The organism is Microbacterium sp. M1A1_1b, assembly GCF_053345565.1.
Genome location: NZ_JBKFAJ010000002.1, coordinates 718,910 through 736,301 on the forward strand (window position 1 = coordinate 718,910; position 17,392 = coordinate 736,301).

General features: G+C 73.2%; 16 protein-coding genes. 7 read left to right on the forward strand and 9 right to left on the reverse strand.

The window, feature by feature from the left end:
* Positions 1–344: 344 nt before the first annotated feature.
* Together ACLBWP_RS08095 and ACLBWP_RS08100 are read right to left on the reverse strand one after the other, a co-directional pair.
* On the reverse strand, positions 345–599 hold the full coding sequence (locus ACLBWP_RS08095; RefSeq protein WP_243561591.1) for an acyl-CoA carboxylase subunit epsilon: 255 nt from the start codon (positions 597–599) through the stop codon (positions 345–347).
* Positions 600–609: 10 nt separating this feature from the next.
* Positions 610–2,205, reverse strand: coding sequence for an acyl-CoA carboxylase subunit beta (locus ACLBWP_RS08100; RefSeq protein ID WP_243561590.1), 1,596 nt, complete (start codon positions 2,203–2,205; stop codon positions 610–612).
* 74 nt (positions 2,206–2,279) lie between these two features.
* On the opposite strand from ACLBWP_RS08100, the gene ACLBWP_RS08105 reads away from it, so the two are divergent.
* The 6 genes from ACLBWP_RS08105 to purE all read left to right on the forward strand — a co-directional run bounded on the left by ACLBWP_RS08105 (position 2,280) and on the right by purE (position 8,714).
* The gene (locus ACLBWP_RS08105) at positions 2,280–3,110 is read left to right on the forward strand and encodes a biotin--[acetyl-CoA-carboxylase] ligase (protein WP_243561588.1); all 831 of its coding nucleotides are present in this window, start codon (positions 2,280–2,282) and stop codon (positions 3,108–3,110) included.
* Between the two features lie 4 nt (positions 3,111–3,114).
* Positions 3,115–3,663: a PH domain-containing protein gene (locus ACLBWP_RS08110; RefSeq protein ID WP_447654770.1), complete on the forward strand. Its 549-nt coding sequence runs from the start codon at positions 3,115–3,117 to the stop codon at positions 3,661–3,663.
* Between the two features lie 38 nt (positions 3,664–3,701).
* Positions 3,702–5,009, forward strand: a complete 1,308-nt coding sequence (locus tag ACLBWP_RS08115; RefSeq protein WP_243561586.1) for a UDP-glucose dehydrogenase family protein — start codon at positions 3,702–3,704, stop codon at positions 5,007–5,009.
* Between the two features lie 191 nt (positions 5,010–5,200).
* Complete coding sequence (locus ACLBWP_RS08120) at positions 5,201–6,337, forward strand: 5-(carboxyamino)imidazole ribonucleotide synthase (RefSeq protein ID WP_447654771.1); 1,137 nt, start codon at positions 5,201–5,203, stop codon at positions 6,335–6,337.
* A 111-nt stretch (positions 6,338–6,448) separates the two neighbouring features.
* Positions 6,449–8,146 carry a glycoside hydrolase family 6 protein gene (locus ACLBWP_RS08125; RefSeq protein ID WP_447654772.1) on the forward strand — a complete coding sequence of 566 codons (1,698 nt, stop codon included), beginning with the start codon at positions 6,449–6,451 and terminating at the stop codon, positions 8,144–8,146.
* A gap of 58 nt (positions 8,147–8,204) precedes the next feature.
* Positions 8,205–8,714, forward strand: coding sequence for a 5-(carboxyamino)imidazole ribonucleotide mutase (gene purE, locus ACLBWP_RS08130; protein WP_243561581.1), 510 nt, complete (start codon positions 8,205–8,207; stop codon positions 8,712–8,714).
* Between the two features lie 30 nt (positions 8,715–8,744).
* Here purE and ACLBWP_RS08135 read toward each other — a convergent pair whose 3' ends face one another.
* The 4 genes from ACLBWP_RS08135 to ACLBWP_RS08150 form a co-directional block, all read right to left on the reverse strand.
* Positions 8,745–9,692 (reverse strand): GH25 family lysozyme, encoded by a 948-nt coding sequence (locus ACLBWP_RS08135; protein ID WP_447654773.1) that lies wholly within the window; start codon positions 9,690–9,692, stop codon positions 8,745–8,747.
* A 94-nt stretch (positions 9,693–9,786) separates the two neighbouring features.
* The gene (locus ACLBWP_RS08140; protein ID WP_447654774.1) at positions 9,787–10,464 is read right to left on the reverse strand and encodes a hypothetical protein; all 678 of its coding nucleotides are present in this window, start codon (positions 10,462–10,464) and stop codon (positions 9,787–9,789) included.
* A gap of 89 nt (positions 10,465–10,553) precedes the next feature.
* Positions 10,554–11,696 (reverse strand): glycosyltransferase family 4 protein, encoded by a 1,143-nt coding sequence (locus tag ACLBWP_RS08145; protein ID WP_447654775.1) that lies wholly within the window; start codon positions 11,694–11,696, stop codon positions 10,554–10,556.
* Between the two features lie 61 nt (positions 11,697–11,757).
* Positions 11,758–12,807: a lysylphosphatidylglycerol synthase transmembrane domain-containing protein gene (locus ACLBWP_RS08150; RefSeq protein WP_447654776.1), complete on the reverse strand. Its 1,050-nt coding sequence runs from the start codon at positions 12,805–12,807 to the stop codon at positions 11,758–11,760.
* 29 nt (positions 12,808–12,836) lie between these two features.
* On the opposite strand from ACLBWP_RS08150, the gene ACLBWP_RS08155 reads away from it, so the two are divergent.
* On the forward strand, positions 12,837–14,018 hold the full coding sequence (locus tag ACLBWP_RS08155; RefSeq protein WP_447654777.1) for a glycosyltransferase: 1,182 nt from the start codon (positions 12,837–12,839) through the stop codon (positions 14,016–14,018).
* On the opposite strand, the gene ACLBWP_RS08160 is transcribed toward ACLBWP_RS08155, so the two are convergent.
* The 3 genes from ACLBWP_RS08160 to rfbD are packed head-to-tail and all read right to left on the reverse strand — an operon-like array spanning position 13,982 to position 17,381.
* Positions 13,982–15,514: a hypothetical protein gene (locus ACLBWP_RS08160; RefSeq protein WP_447654778.1), complete on the reverse strand. Its 1,533-nt coding sequence runs from the start codon at positions 15,512–15,514 to the stop codon at positions 13,982–13,984. The genes ACLBWP_RS08155 and ACLBWP_RS08160 overlap by 37 nt on opposite strands.
* Complete coding sequence (locus tag ACLBWP_RS08165; protein ID WP_447654779.1) at positions 15,511–16,533, reverse strand: NAD-dependent epimerase/dehydratase family protein; 1,023 nt, start codon at positions 16,531–16,533, stop codon at positions 15,511–15,513. Before ACLBWP_RS08165 ends, ACLBWP_RS08160 begins: the two co-directional genes overlap by 4 nt.
* Positions 16,530–17,381: a dTDP-4-dehydrorhamnose reductase gene (gene rfbD, locus ACLBWP_RS08170; RefSeq protein WP_447654780.1), complete on the reverse strand. Its 852-nt coding sequence runs from the start codon at positions 17,379–17,381 to the stop codon at positions 16,530–16,532. The genes ACLBWP_RS08165 and rfbD overlap by 4 nt, the downstream gene beginning before the upstream one ends.
* Positions 17,382–17,392: the final 11 nt, after the last annotated feature.

Here is a 17,392-nt window from a genome sequence, read left to right on the forward strand (position 1 = left end):
CCGTTCACGACCCGAGGCAGAGCGACAACCCGAATATCGCCCTGACTCGCAATGGACGATGGCGTCGTACCCTAGTCGGCCACCGTCCGGCGATGTACTTCGTAGAAGGACACCGAACACTGACTACTATGCCGACTGCGATCCCGCATGTCAGTCGTCATTTCGGGGGACAATTCTGCCCATTTCGCCGAGTTCCTCAGGAATCCTGCCCCCCGATCGAGGGGAGACGGACCGGGAAGTGCAGGGGACGACGCCGACGGGGTGGTCGAGGGCAGGGGTACATCGTTGCACGGAGCTCCCGCGCCACGGAAGGGGGCTCGAGCGTCGTGCGGGCGGGTTGCGGGCTACCGCAACGAGCGCGACCAGGCCCCGTGACCCGCGGGCAGGGAACCGCGGAGCCCACGCGCCGATGCGTCCCACGATGCGCGCGGCGAGACCGTGATCCGTGCTCGACCGGATGCGGCGGCCTCGTCGGCCTGTCGCTGCAGGACGGCGACGACCGCGGCCAGTTCCTCGGGTGTGGGGTCGCCGGACACGACCCGCACGTCCGCCACCGATGCCGGTTCGTCCGCGGGGACCGCTGCTGCGTGCTTGGCCATCAGCGCACCGTCACAGCGGGATGTTGCCGTGCTTCTTCGGCGGCAGCGACGCACGCTTGCCCCGGAGTGCACGGAGGGCCTTGATCACGGACACGCGGGTGGCGTGCGGTTGGATGATGCCGTCGAGCTCCCCGCGCTCGGCCGCCAGGTACGGCGACGCGACGTTGTAGGTGTACTCGTTCGCCAGTCGGGAGCGCACGGCGGCGACGTCCTCGCCGGCTTCTTCGGCGCGCTTGATCTCGGACCGGTACAGGATGTTGACGGCGCCCTGGCCGCCCATCACCGCGATCTCGGCCGTCGGCCACGCCAGGTTGATGTCCGCGCCGAGCTGCTTCGACCCCATCACGATGTACGCGCCGCCGTAGGCCTTGCGCGTGATGACGGTGACGAGCGGGACCGTGGCCTCGGCGTAGGCGTACAGCAGCTTGGCGCCGCGGCGGATCACACCGGTCCACTCCTGGTCGGTGCCGGGCAGGTACCCGGGCACGTCGACGAGGGTCAGGATCGGGATGCCGAACGCGTCGCAGAACCGGACGAAGCGCGCGGCCTTCTCGCCCGCGTCGATGTTGAGGGTGCCCGCCATCGCCTGCGGCTGGTTGGCGATGATGCCGACGGTCCGGCCTTCGACCCGGCCGAACCCGATCAGGATGTTCGGCGCGAAGAGCGGCTGCACCTCGAGGAAGTCGCCGTCGTCCACCACGTGCTCGATGACCTGGCGGACGTCGTAGGGCTGGTTGGCGGAGTCCGGGATCACGACGTCGAGCTCGCGGTCGGCGTCGGTCGTCTCGAGCTCGGGGGCGACGTCGTAGGCCGGCGGGTCCGACAGGTTGTTGTCCGGCAGGAAGCCGATGAGCGACCGGGCGTAGTCCAGTGCGTCGGACTCGTCCTCGGCCAGGTAGTGCGCCACGCCGGAGATCGCGTTGTGGGTCTGCGCGCCGCCGAGTTCCTCGAAGCCGACGTCCTCGCCCGTGACGGTCTTGATGACGTCGGGCCCGGTGACGAACATGTGGCTGGTCTTGTCGACCATGATGACGAAGTCGGTGAGGGCGGGGGAGTACACGGCACCGCCGGCCGCCGGCCCCATCACGATCGAGATCTGCGGGATGACCCCGGACGCCTGCGTGTTGAGCCGGAAGATCTCGCCGTACTTGCCGAGGGCGACGACGCCCTCCTGGATGCGGGCACCGCCCGAGTCGAGGATGCCGATGATCGGCACCCCCGTCTTCAGCGCGTGCTGCATCACCTTGATGATCTTCTCGCCCGCGACCTCGCCCAGCGAGCCGCCGAAGACCGTGAAGTCCTGCGCGTAGACCGCGACCTGACGGCCGTGGATCGTGCCGAAGCCGGTGACGACCGCGTCGCCGTACGGGCGCTTGGCGTCCATGCCGAAGGCGGTCGTGCGGTGCCGGACGAACTCGTCGAGCTCGACGAAGGAGTTCTCGTCGAGGAGCTGTTCGATCCGCTCGCGCGCCGTGGTCTTGCCCTTGGCGTGCTGCTTCGCGATGGCGGCTTCGCCTGCGGCGGTCACGGCTTCGTGGTACCGCACGCGCAGGTCGGCGAGCCGGCCGGCCGTCGTGGAGAGATCGGGGGTGTCGCCTTGAGTCACCCGCTCACCCTACCGGGGGACCCACGGCCGACGGTTGGAGGACCCCCACGGTTCCTGCCCGTACATTTGCGTGCATGTCCACACCCGCGCTCCCGCGCTCCCGTGCCGTCGTCGCGTCCGCCGGAGCCGTCCTGGACCTGCGGGAGACGACCGGTTCGACCAACGCCGACCTGCTCAGCGCGGCGCCGGACCTGGCCGACGGCAGCGTCGTCGTGACCCTCGACCAGACCGCCGGGCGCGGACGGCTCGACCGGACGTGGTCCGCCCCGGCCGGCGAGACCCTCGCCGCCAGCCTGCTGGTCCGTGCCGACCTCGACGACCGCAGCCGCGGCTGGCTGCCGCTCGTGGCGGGCGCGGCCATGCGCGACGCGGTGGCGGCGGCCCTGGGGCCCGCACCGGCGGACGCGACCGGCGTGACGGCCGTGGGGCGCGCCTCCCGGGTCGCGGTGAAGTGGCCGAACGACGTGCTCGTCGACGGCCGCAAGGTGTGCGGGATCCTCTGCCAGGTCGCGCCCGACGGCTCCGTCGTGGTCGGCGCCGGTGTCAACCTGACCATCCCGGCGGACCGGCTGCCGACGCCGACCGCGACCTCGCTGGCCGTCGCCGGCGCGACGGACGACGCGGCTGCGCTGGCCGACGCCGTGCTCTCCGCCTTCGTCGTCGCCGTCCGACAGGCGGTGGTCGGCCTGACGGCCGGCGGTGCGGCCGCCGAGTCGGTGCGCTCCCACGTCCGCGCGGTCTGCGGCACCATCGGCGCGCGGGTGCGGCTCGAGCTGCCCGACGGCACGGTGGTCGAGGCGGACGCGGTCGGCATCGACGACGAGGGTCGCATCACGATCCGGGACCGAGACGGCTCGACCAGGGGCGTCGCCGTGGGAGACCTCACCCACCTGCGGTATGCATGACGCCATGACCGCCGAGCCGCCGCCGGAACGCGTGGTTGCACGCCTCCGGCCGCACGCCCGGAGCCTGGTGCGACCGGCGGTGTTCGTCGTGCTCGTGGCCGTCGCCGGGGGCTTCGGCTTCGGGGTCTTCCAGGCGCAGCTCGCGTGGATCAACGTGGTGATCGCGGTGCTCGTGGTCGTGCTGGTGCTGTTCGGCGGCCTCGTGCCCCTGGTCCGGTGGCTCACCCAGCGGTACGTCGTGACCACGCGGCGGCTCGTCGTCGTGCGGGGACTCGGCACCCGGACGCGCCAGGAACTGCTGCACTCGCGCGGCTACGACGTCACGGTGCGCCGACGCGGCCTGCAGGGGCTGTTCCGCTCCGGTGACGTGCTGGTGTTCCCCGGTGACGACCCCGCCGTGGTGCTGGCGGACGTCCCGCACGCCGACCTGGTCGTCGCCGTGCTGCACGACCTGGTCGAGACGTACGAGGCCCGTCGCCGCCACCGCGAACCGGACTGGGACGAGATCGTCGGCGGATCCGACCGGCCGCCGTGGGGTGACGTGCGGCGCTGAACGTCCGGCAGCCGGTCGACGTCCGGTAGCGTCGTGGCGTGAAGATCTCCGTCATCGGCTGCGGGTACCTCGGTGCTGTGCACGCCGCCTCCATGGCCAAGCTCGGACACGAGGTCGTCGCCGTCGACGTCGACCCGGTGAAGATCGAACGGCTCGCCGCGGGCGACGCCCCGTTCTTCGAACCCGGACTGCCCGAGATCCTGTCCGAGGCCATCGCGTCCGGGCGCATCCGGTTCACGACCGACGTGGCCGAGGTCGCCGGGTCCCGTGTGCACTTCGTCGCCGTCGGCACGCCCCAGGGCCCGACCGGTGCGGCCGACGTCACCTACGTCGACGCCGCCGTCGCTGCCCTCGTCCCGCACCTGTCCGCCGGTGACGTCGTCGCCGGCAAGTCCACCGTCCCCGTGGGCACGGCCGCACGGCTGGCAGCGTCGGTCTCCCAGGCGGTGCCCGGCGCGACGCTGGTGTGGAACCCGGAGTTCCTGCGCGAGGGCTTCGCGGTCAAGGACACCGTCTCGCCCGACCGCCTGGTGTACGGCGTGCCGTCCGGGCCCGACGGCCAGGCTGCCGTCGACGCACTCGACGAGGTCTACGCGACCACCATCGCTGCCGGCACCCCGCGCCTGGTCGTCGACCTGGCCACCGCCGAGCTCGTCAAGGTCAGCGCGAACGCGTTCCTGGCGACGAAGATCTCGTTCATCAACGCGATGGCCGAGATCGCCGAGGTCGTCGGAGCCGACGTCACGGCGCTCGCCGACGCCATCGGCCACGACGAGCGCATCGGACGGAAGTTCCTGAACGCCGGGCTCGGCTTCGGCGGCGGGTGCCTGCCGAAGGACATCCGCGCGTTCCAGGCCCGGGCGACCGAGCTCGGCGTGGGGGAGTCGCTCGACTTCCTGGCCGACGTCGACGCGATCAACCTGCGCCGCCGCGCGCACGTCGTCACCCTCGCCCAGGAGCTGCTCGACGGCGACGTCACCGGCAAGCGCGTCGGGGTGCTCGGGCTCGCCTTCAAGCCGAACTCCGACGACGTCCGCGACTCGCCGGCGCTCGACATCGCGGCACGTCTGCACGAACTCGGCGCCGTCGTCAGCGCGTACGACCCCGAGGCGAACGGCACCGCGGCCCGCATCCGCCCGGAGCTGACCTACGTCGACTCCGCCACCCAGGCGGTGCAGGACGCCGACCTGGTGCTCGTGCTCACCGAGTGGTCGGAGTTCCGCACGCTCGACCCGGCCACGGTCGCGGACCTGGTGGCACGGCCGGTCGTGGTCGACGGACGCAACTGCCTGGACCGGGACGCGTGGACCGCTGCCGGGTTCACCGTGCGCGGGATGGGTCGCTGAGCGCCCGGGGGACGAGGAACACCCGAACGCGATCGGGCCGGCCGCGGGATGCGTCGCAGCACGGAGCCTCCGGGAATCCGTAGAGTTGAGCCGACCGTCCGGTCGGGCGGTGGTGCTGCCGTGGCAGCCTCCGGAATCGTCGAGGTGCGCTGCTCCCGTCAACGTGGGAGAGCGCGGAAGGAACGTTCAGCATGACCCTGCGCGTGGGTGTGATCGGTGGCGGGCAACTCGCTCGGATGATGGTGCCGGCGGCGGTGGAACTCGGGATCGACATCCGGGTGCTCGCCGAGGGACCCGGCATGTCCGCCGCGATCGCCGCGACGGCCGAAGGGGACTACCACGACGTGGACACCGTGCTCGCCTTCGCACGCGAGGTCGACGTGGTGACGTTCGACCACGAGCACGTCCCCCAGGACGTCCTGCGGGCGCTGGTCGACGCCGGCGTGGCGGTGCGCCCCGGGCCCGAGCCGCTCGCGGTCGCCCAGGACAAGATCACGATGCGCGCCCGGCTGTCCGAGCTCGGGCTCCCCGTCCCGGACTGGGCGGCGGTGCGCGACCCCGACACCCTCGGTGCGTTCATCGCCGAGCACGGGGGCCGAGCGGTCGTGAAGACCCCGCGCGGTGGCTACGACGGCAAGGGCGTCCGCGTCGTGTCCGACCCGGACCAGGTCGAGGACTGGTTCGCGGCCGCGGCCGAGTCCGGCGGGGACCAGGCGCTGCTGGTCGAGGAACTCGTCCCGTTCACCCGCGAGCTCGCCCAGTCCGTGGCACGCCGGCCCTCGGGCGACATCGTGGCGTGGCCACTCGTCGAGACGGTGCAGCGCGACGGGGTCTGCGCCGAGGTGGTCGCCCCCGCTCCGGACAGCGCCGGACGGATCGCCGACGTGGCCGAGTCCATCGCCGTCCGCGTCGCCGAGGCACTCGGTGTCACCGGGGTCCTCGCCGTCGAGCTGTTCCAGACCGGCGACGAACGCATCCTCGTCAACGAGCTCGCGATGCGTCCGCACAACACCGGGCACTGGTCGATCGACGGTGCGACCACGAGCCAGTTCGAACAGCACCTGCGCGCCGTGCTCGACCTGCCGTTGGGCGCCACGGGCATGCACGCCCCGCACGCCGTGATGGTGAACGTGCTCGGTGGCCCCGCCGACGGCGACCTCGCCGCCCGGTACCCCGCCGCGCTCGCCGCGTTCCCCGAGGCGAAGTACCACTTCTACGGCAAGGCCCCGCGGCCCGGCCGGAAGATCGGACACGTGACGGTGACCGGTGACGACGTCGACGACGTCGTGTACCGGGCACGGTCCGCCGCGGCGCACTTCGACGACTGACCTGCGGATGCCACCTCGACGGGTGGCACCCGGACTGGCGGCTGGCGGTCGGGACCCGCGGATGGTCCCATGGGGGGCCAGGGAACACCGACCGACCAGGGGAACCACCACATGCGCACCACCACGGTCGCCGCTTCTGCGATCGCGCTCGTCGCCGTGCTGTGCGGCGTGCTGACACCGATCAGCGCCGACGCAGCCACGACGGCCACGGACATGCGCGCCCGGACGGCATCGCAGCTCTTCGGCGCCGGGCAGTACCGGTCGCCGACGAGCGAGGCCGCGAAGGCCGCGGCAGCCCTCCGCGCCACCGACCCGGCGGGCGCGGACGCGGCCGCGACCATCGCCCGCTACCCGGTGGCGACCTGGCTCGGGGAGTGGACCACGGGGGCGACGTTGACGAAGACGATCGCCGCCGCGACTGCCGGCGCCGACGCGACGGGGACCACCGCGGTCTTCGTCACCTACGCGATCCCGGACCGCGACTGCGGCGGGTACTCGGCCGGCGGGTTCGACGAGGCGTCGTACGACGCGTGGATCGACCAGGTCGTGCGCGCCGTCGCCGGCAAGCGGGCGGCCGTCGTCGTCGAGCCCGACTCGCTCGCGATGCTGAGCGACTCCCGGTGCACGGCAGCACTCGGGCAACAGCGCTTCCGCATCCTGTCCCGCGAGGTCGCCGCGTTCACCGCGGCGGGCGTGCCGGCGTACCTGGACGCCGGCAACTCGAACTGGATCCGCCCGGCACTGATGGCCGAACGCCTGCAGGCGGCCGGGGTGCGCGGCGGGCGCGGGTTCTTCACGAACGTGGCGAACTACTACCCGACGGCACGGGAGCAGGCGTACGCCGAGCAGGTCTCGGCCCTCACCGGAGGCTCGCACTACGTCATCGACACCTCGCGGAACGGCACGGGCTGGCGGGGGACCTGGTGCAACGCGCCCGGCGCCGGGCTCGGGACGTCGCCACGGGTCGCTGCCGACGGCACCGGACTCGACGCGCTGCTGTGGGTCAAGACCCCGGGCGCGAGCGACGGGACCTGCAACGGCGGTCCGCCAGCAGGCACGTGGTGGTCGGCCGCCGCACAGGGTCTGGTCGGCGCGGCCCAGCTCGGTGGCCCGCAGGGGTCCCCGGCCTCTTCGGTGTCGGCACCCGGGGACGACGCGACCGACGACGTCCCACACACCCCGGTCCTGGCGTTCGACCGGGCTGGCGTCGCACGCTCCGGCATGACCGTGTCCGGCTGGAGCATCGACGAGGACGAGCCGGCCTCGGCCGTCACCGTCGCGGTCACCGTCGACGGGCGGTCCGTCGCGACGCTGACCGCCGACGCCCAGCGCCCGGACCTGGTCGGGCTGCCGACCGGGGCTGGCACGGCACACGGGTGGTCGGCGACGGTCCCCGGTGGGGCGGGGACGCACCGTGTCTGTGCCGTCGCACGCAACCTGGGGCCGGGCAGCGACAGCCCGGAGACCTGTCGGACCGTGAGCGTGACGGCGAGCGCCCCCTTCGGCACGTTCGGCTCCGCATCATCGCCGTCGAAGCGTCGCGTCGACGTGGCCGGGTGGGTCTTCGACCGCGACCAGATCGCCTCGGCGGTCACGGTCACGGTCACCGTGGACGGATCGCGGACGGCCCGGTTCGCCGCCGACGCCGCCCGACCCGACGTCGACCGGTCGTACGCGTCCGGCACCGCCCACGGGTTCGCCGCGCGGGTCGTCAGCCCGTCGGGGCAGCACCGGCTCTGCGTGACCGCGTCCGGGCTCGGGGCCGGCGGCGACACCGTGCTCGGGTGCCGGACGGTCACCGTCCGCTGACCGGCCGGTGGCGCACGAGCGACCGGAGGGCCCGCACGACCGCCGCTAGGCTCGACCCGTGACCGACACCACTGCTCCCGCACCGCTCGTCTCGATCATCATGGGCTCCGACTCGGACTGGCCCACCATGCGGGCCGCGGCGGACCTGCTGGGCGAGCTCGGCATCCCGTTCGAGGCCGACGTCGTCTCGGCACACCGCACCCCGGACAAGATGATGGCGTTCGGACGCGGCGCCGCTGCGCGGGGCATCCGGGTCGTCATCGCCGGTGCCGGCGGCGCCGCGCACCTGCCCGGGATGGTCGCCGCGGTGACCACGTTGCCGGTCATCGGTGTCCCGGTGCAGCTCGCCCGGCTCGACGGTCTGGACTCGCTGCTGTCGATCGTGCAGATGCCGGCCGGCGTCCCCGTCGCGACCATGGCGATCAACGGCGCCGCGAACGCCGGCCTGTTCGCCGCCCGCATCATCGGCAGCGCCGACCCGGTCGTGGCCGGCCGGCTGGCACGCTACGCCGAGGGCCTCGAGCAGGTCGTCGAGCGCAAGGCGCAGGCCCTCCGCGACGCGCTCTGAGCCCGCCGCGGACAGCCCCGCGTCGCGTGGTCAGTCGGTCCGCGCCGCGAAGATCCGGAGCGACCGGATCGAGTGCACCGTCACGTCCTGATCGCCCGGGAACGTGCCCTCGGCTGCCCACTGCCAGAAGGTCCACCGACCCCAGCTCGCGCCGACGGTGCCCGGGGTCGTGAAGTCGTTGACCGGGTAGAGCGCCACGAAGAGCGGGTTCCCGGCGAACGACGACGAGTTGCCCGTGCAGCGCTTCCACCAGTCCGTCGTGGTGTAGATCGCCGGCCAGCGGTGGATCCGCTGGTACACGGCGTTGGAGAACTGGGAGATCCACGCCGACATCGCGCCCTGGGTCATCCCGTAGCAGGTGCCCTGGGCGGCGGTGCCGTACTCGATGTCGAGCAGCGGCGGCAGGGTCTTGCCGTCGTTGCTCCAGCCGCCCCCGTGTGCGAAGAAGTACGCGGCCGTGGCGGCCCCGCTCGCCTGGGACGGCTGCGCGTACACGTACCCACCCCGGATCAACCCGGAGACCGCCGACGCGTTGTACTGCCGCACGTAGTACGGGCTGGTGTAGCTGACGCCCTCGCTCACCTTCATGTAGGCGAACCGGGCACCCTTGGCGTAGGCCGCACCGAAGTCGACGTCGTGCTGCCAGGCACTGACGTCCATCCCCTGCAGCCGGCCGGGCGGAGGCCCCCCGGCGGTCGCCTGCACGCTCGCCTGCGCCCGTTCACCGGCCGCAGTACCCACGGGCGCCACGTGGGCAGCGATGCTGGCACCCATCGCGTGGTTGCCGGTGGCGTCCATCGTGGCGAGTGACGGATCCGGAGTGGTCGTCGCCTGGGCCGACCCGGCCGCCGGAGCGGCGGTCGCTGCTGGTGTGCTCACCGGGGGTGCGGCGCTCGCCGGTCCCGCGGCCAGCGCGGTGACCACGGCCATCCCCAGGACCGTCGTCGTCGCGATGCTCGTCAACGTGTTCTTCTGCATGCCGTCTCGTGCTCCCTGTCGAGGACGACCGCGGCGGACCCACCTCGGTCGCGTCCGGCGAGCATACGCCTGACCGACGACGTTCCGAGGTCGGTCAGGAGGCCGTGGCAGCGCCCGTCAGGCCGTCCACGGTCACGGTGCGGGTCGCGCCGCTGGCCGTGACGGTCGCCGTCCACACCGGTGCGCCGGCAGCGCCGCCGAGGACCAGCGACGCCAACGTGCTGCCCGGTACGGCCCGTTCGGCCGCGGTCGCGGCGGCGGAGGCGGTCGTCTTCGCCGCCGTTGCGCGCGCGAGGTCCGCCGTCCCGGTGGCCGCGTCGACGGACTTCGGGAACGGACCCGAGGTCACACGGCCGAGCGTCGCCGACACGACGGACTGGGTCTCGGCACCGTCCGGGCCGTTGACCACGACGACCGTCCAGGAGTCCCCGGAACCGGCGAGCGACAGGACCGCGCCGCCGCCCGCGGCGGCGATGCCCTGCTGCGTGACCGTTGCCCAGTCGACCGAGGTCGGAGCGTCGACGCCGCTGCCGTTGCCCGTCCCCGGACCGGTCCCGTCGTCGGACGACCCGGTCTGGTCGTCCGACGGGGTCGCGCTCGGTGCCGCCGCGCCGCCGCTCGCCGACGGTGCGGGCGAGCTGCTGCGCGACGAGGTCGCCGAGGCGCTCGGGGCCGGGTCCGACCCGCCCGAGCACGCGCTGAGCACGGTCGTCAGGGCGACGGCGATGACGATCGAGGCGGTCAGGACCGGTGCGTGGTGTCGGCGTGCCATGCGCCGATGATGGCAGTCCGCACGTGTCGCGCCGCTCGCCGACACACGGTCCGTCCAGGGATCGATGCCGTCCCGTGATGCAGGGCCGCCTACAGGTCGGCGTGCAGCTGCCAGGTCTCGAGTGCCGAGTCGTGCCAGTCGAACATCCTCGCCCGGTCCGGTCCGGCAACCGCGAGCTGACTGGCGAGGTGGGTGTCGTTGACGACCTGGTAGGCGGCCTGCGCGAGTCGCTCGGGGTAGCTGTCCCGCGGTTCTCGGGCGACGCTGACCCCGGCGTCGGACGCCACTTCGCGCACGGCGTCGTCGTCGGAGTGGATGACCGGCGTGCCGAAGGACATCGCCTCGATGACCGGCAGGCCGAACCCCTCGGCCAGGCTGGGGAAGACGAAGACCGTCGCCCGGTCGTACACCACGGCCAGGTCCGGATCGTCGACACGGCCGAGCACCTTCACCCGGTCCGCTGCCAGCCCAGCCCGTTCCGCGGTGCCGACCACGTCGACGTCCCCCCAGCCGTCCGGGCCCGCGATGACGAGCGGGACGTCCTGCGGCGCATCGGGGTGGGCCATCGCCTGGATCAGCGCGGTCAGTCCCTTCCGCGGCTCGAGCGTGCCGACGGCCAGCACGTACCGGTCCGGCAGACCGAGGCGTTCGGCGCGCAGGTCGGCGTCCACGGGGACCCGGAGGCGTCCGCTCGGTGCACCCCCGATGACGCGCAGACGGTCGTCGAAGCGGCGGATCTCGTTGAGCTGCGCGGCCACGGCGTGCGTCGGGACCACCACGGCGTCGGCGTGCCGGAACGCCCGCTTCACCATCGCCTTGTGGAAGTGCACCCCCCGGGTGGTCAGGGTCTCCGGGTGCGTCCACGGCACCGTGTCGTGCACGGTGACCACGGTCTGCCGTCCCGGCTCCTGGAAGCGGTTGTGCCCGACCAGCGGCGCGAGGACGCTCGGTGCGTGGACCATCCCGCGCGACGCGCCACGCGCCATGCCGCCCTGCCACGCGAGCGCCAGTTCGCGACGGGGGAGTGCGAGGCGTTCCAGCCCGGCGAGGCCGGGCAGGAGAGTGCGCAGGTGCTCGATGTCGGCCGGGGGCGCCGCGGACACCACCCCTTCGACGTCGCACCCCGCCGGAGCAGTCGCGATGAGCTGCCGCGTGAGTTCCTCCGCGTAGCGGCCGATGCCGCCGGGGACCGGGGCGATCACCTGGTCCACGATCACGCGGAGTGTGGTCATCTCGTGGGGCTCCTCGAGGGTTCGGGCGGGGACGTCCCCGGGAAGGTCGACAGCGAGGGTATCAGTGGCGGTCGTGTGCACCGGGCGACGTCGCCGCGGACCGTGCGACGGCCCTGCGGTGCCGGACCGCCAGCGCGGACCCCACCCCGGCGAGCAGCACGTCGCCGATCGTCATGAACACCCGGCTCACCACCGCCAGCGCCAGGGCTGCACCCCCGGAGGGCGATGCGACGCTCGCCAGCAGCAGCACGAGGACGCCCTCGCGTGCCCCGAGCCCGGCGGGGGCGACGACGACCAGGAAGCCCACCAGCCACGCCACCGCGTAGGCGCCGGTCGACACCGCGAACACCGACGGCGAGTCCGCACCGAACGCGTGCAGCACGAACGTCGCCTGGATGCCGTACAGCAGCCACATCACCACCGACCACGCCATCGACGCAGCGGTGCCGGTCCAGGTGAGCGCGACCGCTTCGGGAGGGCGCCGGAGCAGCCGGAGTGCCAGGGCGATGAGACGACCGAGCACCGGCGGCGTGAGCGCGACCAGACCGATCGCGACGACGACGACCAGCCACCAGTAGTGCGCCAGACCGTCGCTCGCCGAAGCCAGCAGCGCCACGATGCCGACCAGTGCCGCCGTCACCATGCTCACGAGCATCGAGGCGAGCGAGGCGACCGCGCTGCCCGTCCGCGCGAGACCGTGGGCCCGCCCGAGTTCGGCCTGTGCGGCGATCGACCACACGCCGCCGGGGATGTACTTGCCGAGCTGCCCCACGAAGAAGATCGACGCCGCCGCCGCGAGTCGCACCCGGAAACCGGTGGCCGCCATCATCGCGCGCCAGGACAGCATGTTCGCCACCAGGGCCGCGACCGTGGCGACGAGGCCGACGACGACGGTGAGCACGTCCAACCGGGCGAAGTCCGCGATGATCGCGTCCCACTGCCGCGCGATGCCGAGCACGAGCAGACCGACGGCGACCACGGCAGCGGCCCACTTGACCGCCGTCAGGACGCGCGCGCGGCGGCCACGGCGGGCGGGCGTGCCGTCCGCGGCGGGTGTGGTCGTCGGTCCGGGCTGTGCCGCCTGGGACCCCGTAGGCTGTCGTGCGTCCATCGACCGACAACTCTAAGCGAGCGCGCTGCATGCAATCCGACTCCGCCGTCCGTCCGACCCTGCTCGTCGCCGCGTCGACGTTCCCGGCCGAGCCGGGCGACGGGACCCCGGGGTTCGTGCTCGACCTGGCACTGGCGCTCTCCGACGAGTACCGCGTGGTCGTCGTGGCACCGATGACCCGCGGTGCAGCGGCACACCAGCGCATCGGTGACGTCGAGGTCCGCCGGTACGGGTACTTCCCGGCGCGCTGGCGCGACCTGGCCGACGGTGCGATCGTGGACAACCTGCGGGCGGAGCCCGCGCGGTGGCTGCAGGTCCCGTCCTTCTTCGCGGCCATGGCCGCCGCGCTCGTTCGCGAACGGCGCCGGTCGCGTCCCGACGTCGCACTGCTGCACTGGATCATCCCGCAGGGTGCCGTCGGCCGGCTCGTTCTGGGCAGGCTGCCCCGCGTCGTGACCACGCTGGGTGGTGACCTGTACGCGCTGCGGCACCCGGTCCTCCAGGCCGTCAAGCGCGCTGTCGTGCGGAACGCATCGTCGGTGACGTGCATGAGCACGGACATGGCCCGCGAGCTCGGCGCGCTCGGTGCCCGCGCCGACCAGGTCCACGTCGTCCCGATGGGGGTGGACCTGGCACCGATCACCGCCGCGGTGGCACGCGAGGACCGGGTCGCAGGGCGGGTGCTCTTCGTCGGACGGCTCGTCGAGAAGAAGGGCGCCGTCGTCCTGATCGATGCCCTCGACCGGATGGCCGAGCGCCCGGCGACGGTCGTCGTGGTGGGGGACGGGCCGCTCCGGGCGGACCTCGAACGTCGCGCCGGAGCCGAGGTCTCCTTCGTGGGTGCGCAGGGCAAGGACGCCCTGGCCGCGGAGTACGCCCGTGCCGCCGTCGCGCTCTACCCGTCCGTCCCCGCAGCGAACGGCGACCGTGACGGACTGCCCGTGGCGCTCCTGGAGGCCATGAGCGCGGGGTGCGCGATCGTCGCGTCCGCGGTCCCCGGCATCGTCGACGTCATCGAGGACGGCGTCAACGGGCTGCTCGTGACGCCCGGGGACGCCGACGCCCTGGCAGCCGCCGTGGACCGACTGCTGGGCGACCCGGAGTGGGCCGCGTCCCTCGGGGCGGCGGCCGCGCGGACGGCGGCAGCGCACACCGTGGACGCCGTGGCCGACCGCTACCGAACGCTGTTGGCCGAGGCCCGCGCCTCCTGATCGACCGCGGACGCCGGCGGGGTGTGGCGGAAGGCCCGCGGTCCGGCGGGCAGCGCGGCCGGTTCCCGGTGGCGCTGGTCGACGAAGGCACCGACGACGCAGCCGACCGCGGCGAGGACCGAGACGGCGAACATCAGCTGCACCACGCGAGCGGCATGCGGGACGATCCCCGCCACGTGCAGGTCGACCAGGGACAGGTACGGCACGAACGACACGGCCACCCAGAGCAGGACGAGCGCGCCGGAGGCACGGCGGAAGCCGGTCAGTCCCGCTGCCATCGCGATCGTGATCACCGGCAGGATCGTCAGGGCGTAGCGGGTGTTCGCCGCGCCGCCGCCGTGCACGTAGTCGATCTCGATCACCGTCAGCAGGGCCGAGACGACGACGAACATCGCCACGATCAGCCAGGTGGACAGGCGGTCGCGACGCCGGGACCGTGCGGCGGCGCGGCCGACGGCGGGGGAGCGGCGACGTCGGATGAGCACGACCACGCCGACGACCGCTGCGAGCAGCATCGGCAGGATCATGAGCACCCACTGCACCGGGGTGCTCGGGGGGAGCACGCCGCGGTAGATGCCGAACAGGCCGGTCCAGAAGCCGCCGTCGAGTGCGACCTCGCGCACGGGGCGGACGACACGGCCCATGTTCTCGATGCCCCACTCGGCGTGCCGGCCACTGAAGTTGCCCGACGTCGCCTTGTTGTGCAGGTAGAACCAGCCCGACGCAGCCCCCGCCGCGACGACGGGGGCGGCCGCGGCGACGATCCTCGCCCACACGCCACCGAGCCCCCAGAGCTGCACCCGACGGGCGAGCACGGTGGCGACGACCAGCGCGACCAGCCACAGCGCGAAGGACAGACGGGTCGTCATGCCCGCGGCGCCGACGACCGCCGAGGCGACGGCGAGACCGGGCCCCATGCCGGTGCGGATCGCCGCGCCCGCGACGCCGCAGGCCAGCACCAGGAGCAGCACGAACAGGATGTCGTTGTAGATCGAACCGCCCTGCTGGATGACCATGCCCGCGAAGGCGGTCACGACCGCGACCGCACCGGGGAGTCGACGTGATCCCGGGAAGCACCGCCAGGCCGCCCAGGCGGACGCCACGACGACACCGCCGGCCATCAGGCCGCTCATCAGGCGTCCGGCGATGACCGCGACGAGCGGGTGACCGCCGTCGAAGAGCGGGCCGACGACGGGCGCGAGCACCAGGTAGTACAGGGGCGGGTGCTGGGAGACCCACTGCACGGGCGTCGTCTCGCCGAAGGGGGCGTGGTACGTGATGCCCTTCTCGAACACCGGCAGGTGCAGGTGCCACACGCTGATGACGTAGTCGAGGTGTGCGGGCTCGTCACCGCCGTTCAGCGGGGGGTAGGTGAACGCACGGGCGACGGAGGCCGCCAGCATGAACACCACGGCGGCCCAGACGGTGACGCCGGCCCACGGGTGCCGTGCGATCCAGGCGGTGGTCCGTGCCCAGCGGGGTTCGGTGCGGGTCATCGTGACAGGTCTCCTCGGTGCGGCGGCACGGGTCCGGCAGGCGGGTGGCCGTCGGCTCGGGCAGCGTGTCGGACGTCGTCGACGGTGCGTTGGACGTCGACGGTGCGTCGGACGTCGTCGACGGTACGTCGCACGCCCGCGTCGAACGGCGTCAGGAGGCGGTCGTCGACCTCCGGCAGCACGACCGACCGGAACCGCAGGTCCCGGCCCTGGGCCGACGCGGAGGGGTCCTCGCCCGAGCGGACGTCGAGGTCCTCGCCGACGGCGGCCCCGACGGCGTCGAGGACCTCGCGGATGGTGCGGCCCTGCTGCGACGCGAAGATCTTGGTGACCGGTGCGCCGGGCTCCGCACGCACGCGGTCCAGGGCGTCGACGACCATCGCGGCGGCATCGTCGATGAACAGGTAGTCGCGGGTGGTGTCGAGCGGGACGTACAGCGAGGACGGGCGACCTTCGACGTGGGCGAGCGCGAGTTGTGAGACCAGTCCCTGCGGCTTGCCCAGGTTCGCGCCGGGCCCGTAGAGGTTGGCGATGCGGCCGATCAGCGCACGGGCACCGACGGCCTCGGCCCAGTCACGGAACCGCTGCTCGGCCAGCAGCCGGCTGGACCCGTAGGGCGCCAGCGGGCGCGGCTCGCTCGTCTCGTCGAACGGGACACCGATGGACCCCGCGTAGGCAGCCCCGGCGGAGGACGCGAAGAACACGGCGCCCGGGGCGCCGGCTGCCGCGGGTGCGGTGGCCACCGGGTCGAGCACCCGCTCGAGGAGCTCGGCCTCGGCGGCGAACGCGTCGGCGCCGGTCGCCACGATGCCGGTGCCGGCGCACCACACCAGGGACCACGGGCGGCCGCCCGCACGCATCGACCGGATCGCGTCGACGAGGTCGGCTGCCGCGTCCGCGGTCACCGACCAGCGGACGCGGGGGACGACCACGTCGGTGCCCGCGGCCACGAGTGCGCGGACGACGGCGCGACCGAGGAAGCCGCCGCCCCCGACGACGAGTGCGGTGGACGCCGTCACGCGGCGAGGACCCCAGCCCGGGCAGCGGCGTGCAGGGCTTCGCGCCAGTCGCGCATCGGGGGGACGCCCGCGCGTGCCCAGCCGTCGTGCCCCAGGACGCTGTAGGCCGGTCGGGGTGCCGGTCGGACGAACGCCGAGCTGTCGGTCGGCAGCACCCGCTCGGGGTCGAGTCCGACCTCGGCGAAGATCGCCTTCGTGAAGTCGAGCCACGACCCCTGGCCGGCGTTCGTGCCGTGGTAGATGCCGGCCGGTGCGTCGGCGTCGAGCATCGCGACGATCTGCCGTGCCAGGTCGCCGGTCCACGTCGGCTGGCCGACCTGGTCGGTGACGACGCTGACGGTGTCGTGCGAGCCGGCGAGCCGGATCATGGTCTTCGCGAAGTTCGGGCCACCGGCCCCGTAGAGCCAGGCGGCGCGGACGATGTACGACGAGTCCGGTGCGATCCGGCGAACAGCGGCTTCGCCGGCGGCCTTGGTGCGACCGTAGGCGCCGATCGGGTCGGTCGGCTCGTCCTCGGCGTACGGCGATGTGCCGTTGCCGTCGAACACGTAGTCGGTCGACACATGCACGAGCTTCGCACCGGCAGCGACCGCGGCGGTCGCGAGCACCTCGGGGCCGCGGGCGTTCACGGCGTACGCGTCGTCCTCGTGGGACTCGGCGTCGTCGACCTTGGTGTAGGCGGCGGCGTTGATGACGACGTCGTGTCCGGCGACCGCCGCAGCGACGGCGTCCGGGTCGGTGATGTCGAGGTCGGCGCGGGAGCGCGCGGTGACGTCACGCCCGGCGAGGGCCTGCTGGAGGTCCTGGCCGAGCATGCCGGCAGCGCCGGTGATCAGGTAGCGGGTCATGGTGTGCGTCC

Excerpts from the sequence above, each read along its gene's own strand:
- rfbD (WP_447654780.1), bottom strand. The coding sequence starts at position 17,381 with ATGACCCGCTACCTGATCACCGGCGCTGCCGGCATGCTCGGCCAGGAC.
- ACLBWP_RS08155 (WP_447654777.1), top strand. The coding sequence starts at position 12,837 with ATGCAATCCGACTCCGCCGTCCGTCCGACCCTGCTCGTCGCCGCGTCG.
- ACLBWP_RS08110 (WP_447654770.1), top strand. The coding sequence starts at position 3,115 with ATGACCGCCGAGCCGCCGCCGGAACGCGTGGTTGCACGCCTCCGGCCG.
- ACLBWP_RS08140 (WP_447654774.1), bottom strand. The coding sequence starts at position 10,464 with ATGGCACGCCGACACCACGCACCGGTCCTGACCGCCTCGATCGTCATC.
- ACLBWP_RS08105 (WP_243561588.1), top strand. The coding sequence starts at position 2,280 with ATGTCCACACCCGCGCTCCCGCGCTCCCGTGCCGTCGTCGCGTCCGCC.
- ACLBWP_RS08150 (WP_447654776.1), bottom strand. The coding sequence starts at position 12,807 with ATGGACGCACGACAGCCTACGGGGTCCCAGGCGGCACAGCCCGGACCG.
- ACLBWP_RS08120 (WP_447654771.1), top strand. The coding sequence starts at position 5,201 with ATGACCCTGCGCGTGGGTGTGATCGGTGGCGGGCAACTCGCTCGGATG.
- ACLBWP_RS08145 (WP_447654775.1), bottom strand. The coding sequence starts at position 11,696 with ATGACCACACTCCGCGTGATCGTGGACCAGGTGATCGCCCCGGTCCCC.
- ACLBWP_RS08125 (WP_447654772.1), top strand. The coding sequence starts at position 6,449 with ATGCGCACCACCACGGTCGCCGCTTCTGCGATCGCGCTCGTCGCCGTG.
- ACLBWP_RS08160 (WP_447654778.1), bottom strand. The coding sequence starts at position 15,514 with ATGACCCGCACCGAACCCCGCTGGGCACGGACCACCGCCTGGATCGCA.
- ACLBWP_RS08095 (WP_243561591.1), bottom strand. The coding sequence starts at position 599 with ATGGCCAAGCACGCAGCAGCGGTCCCCGCGGACGAACCGGCATCGGTG.
- ACLBWP_RS08135 (WP_447654773.1), bottom strand. The coding sequence starts at position 9,692 with ATGCAGAAGAACACGTTGACGAGCATCGCGACGACGACGGTCCTGGGG.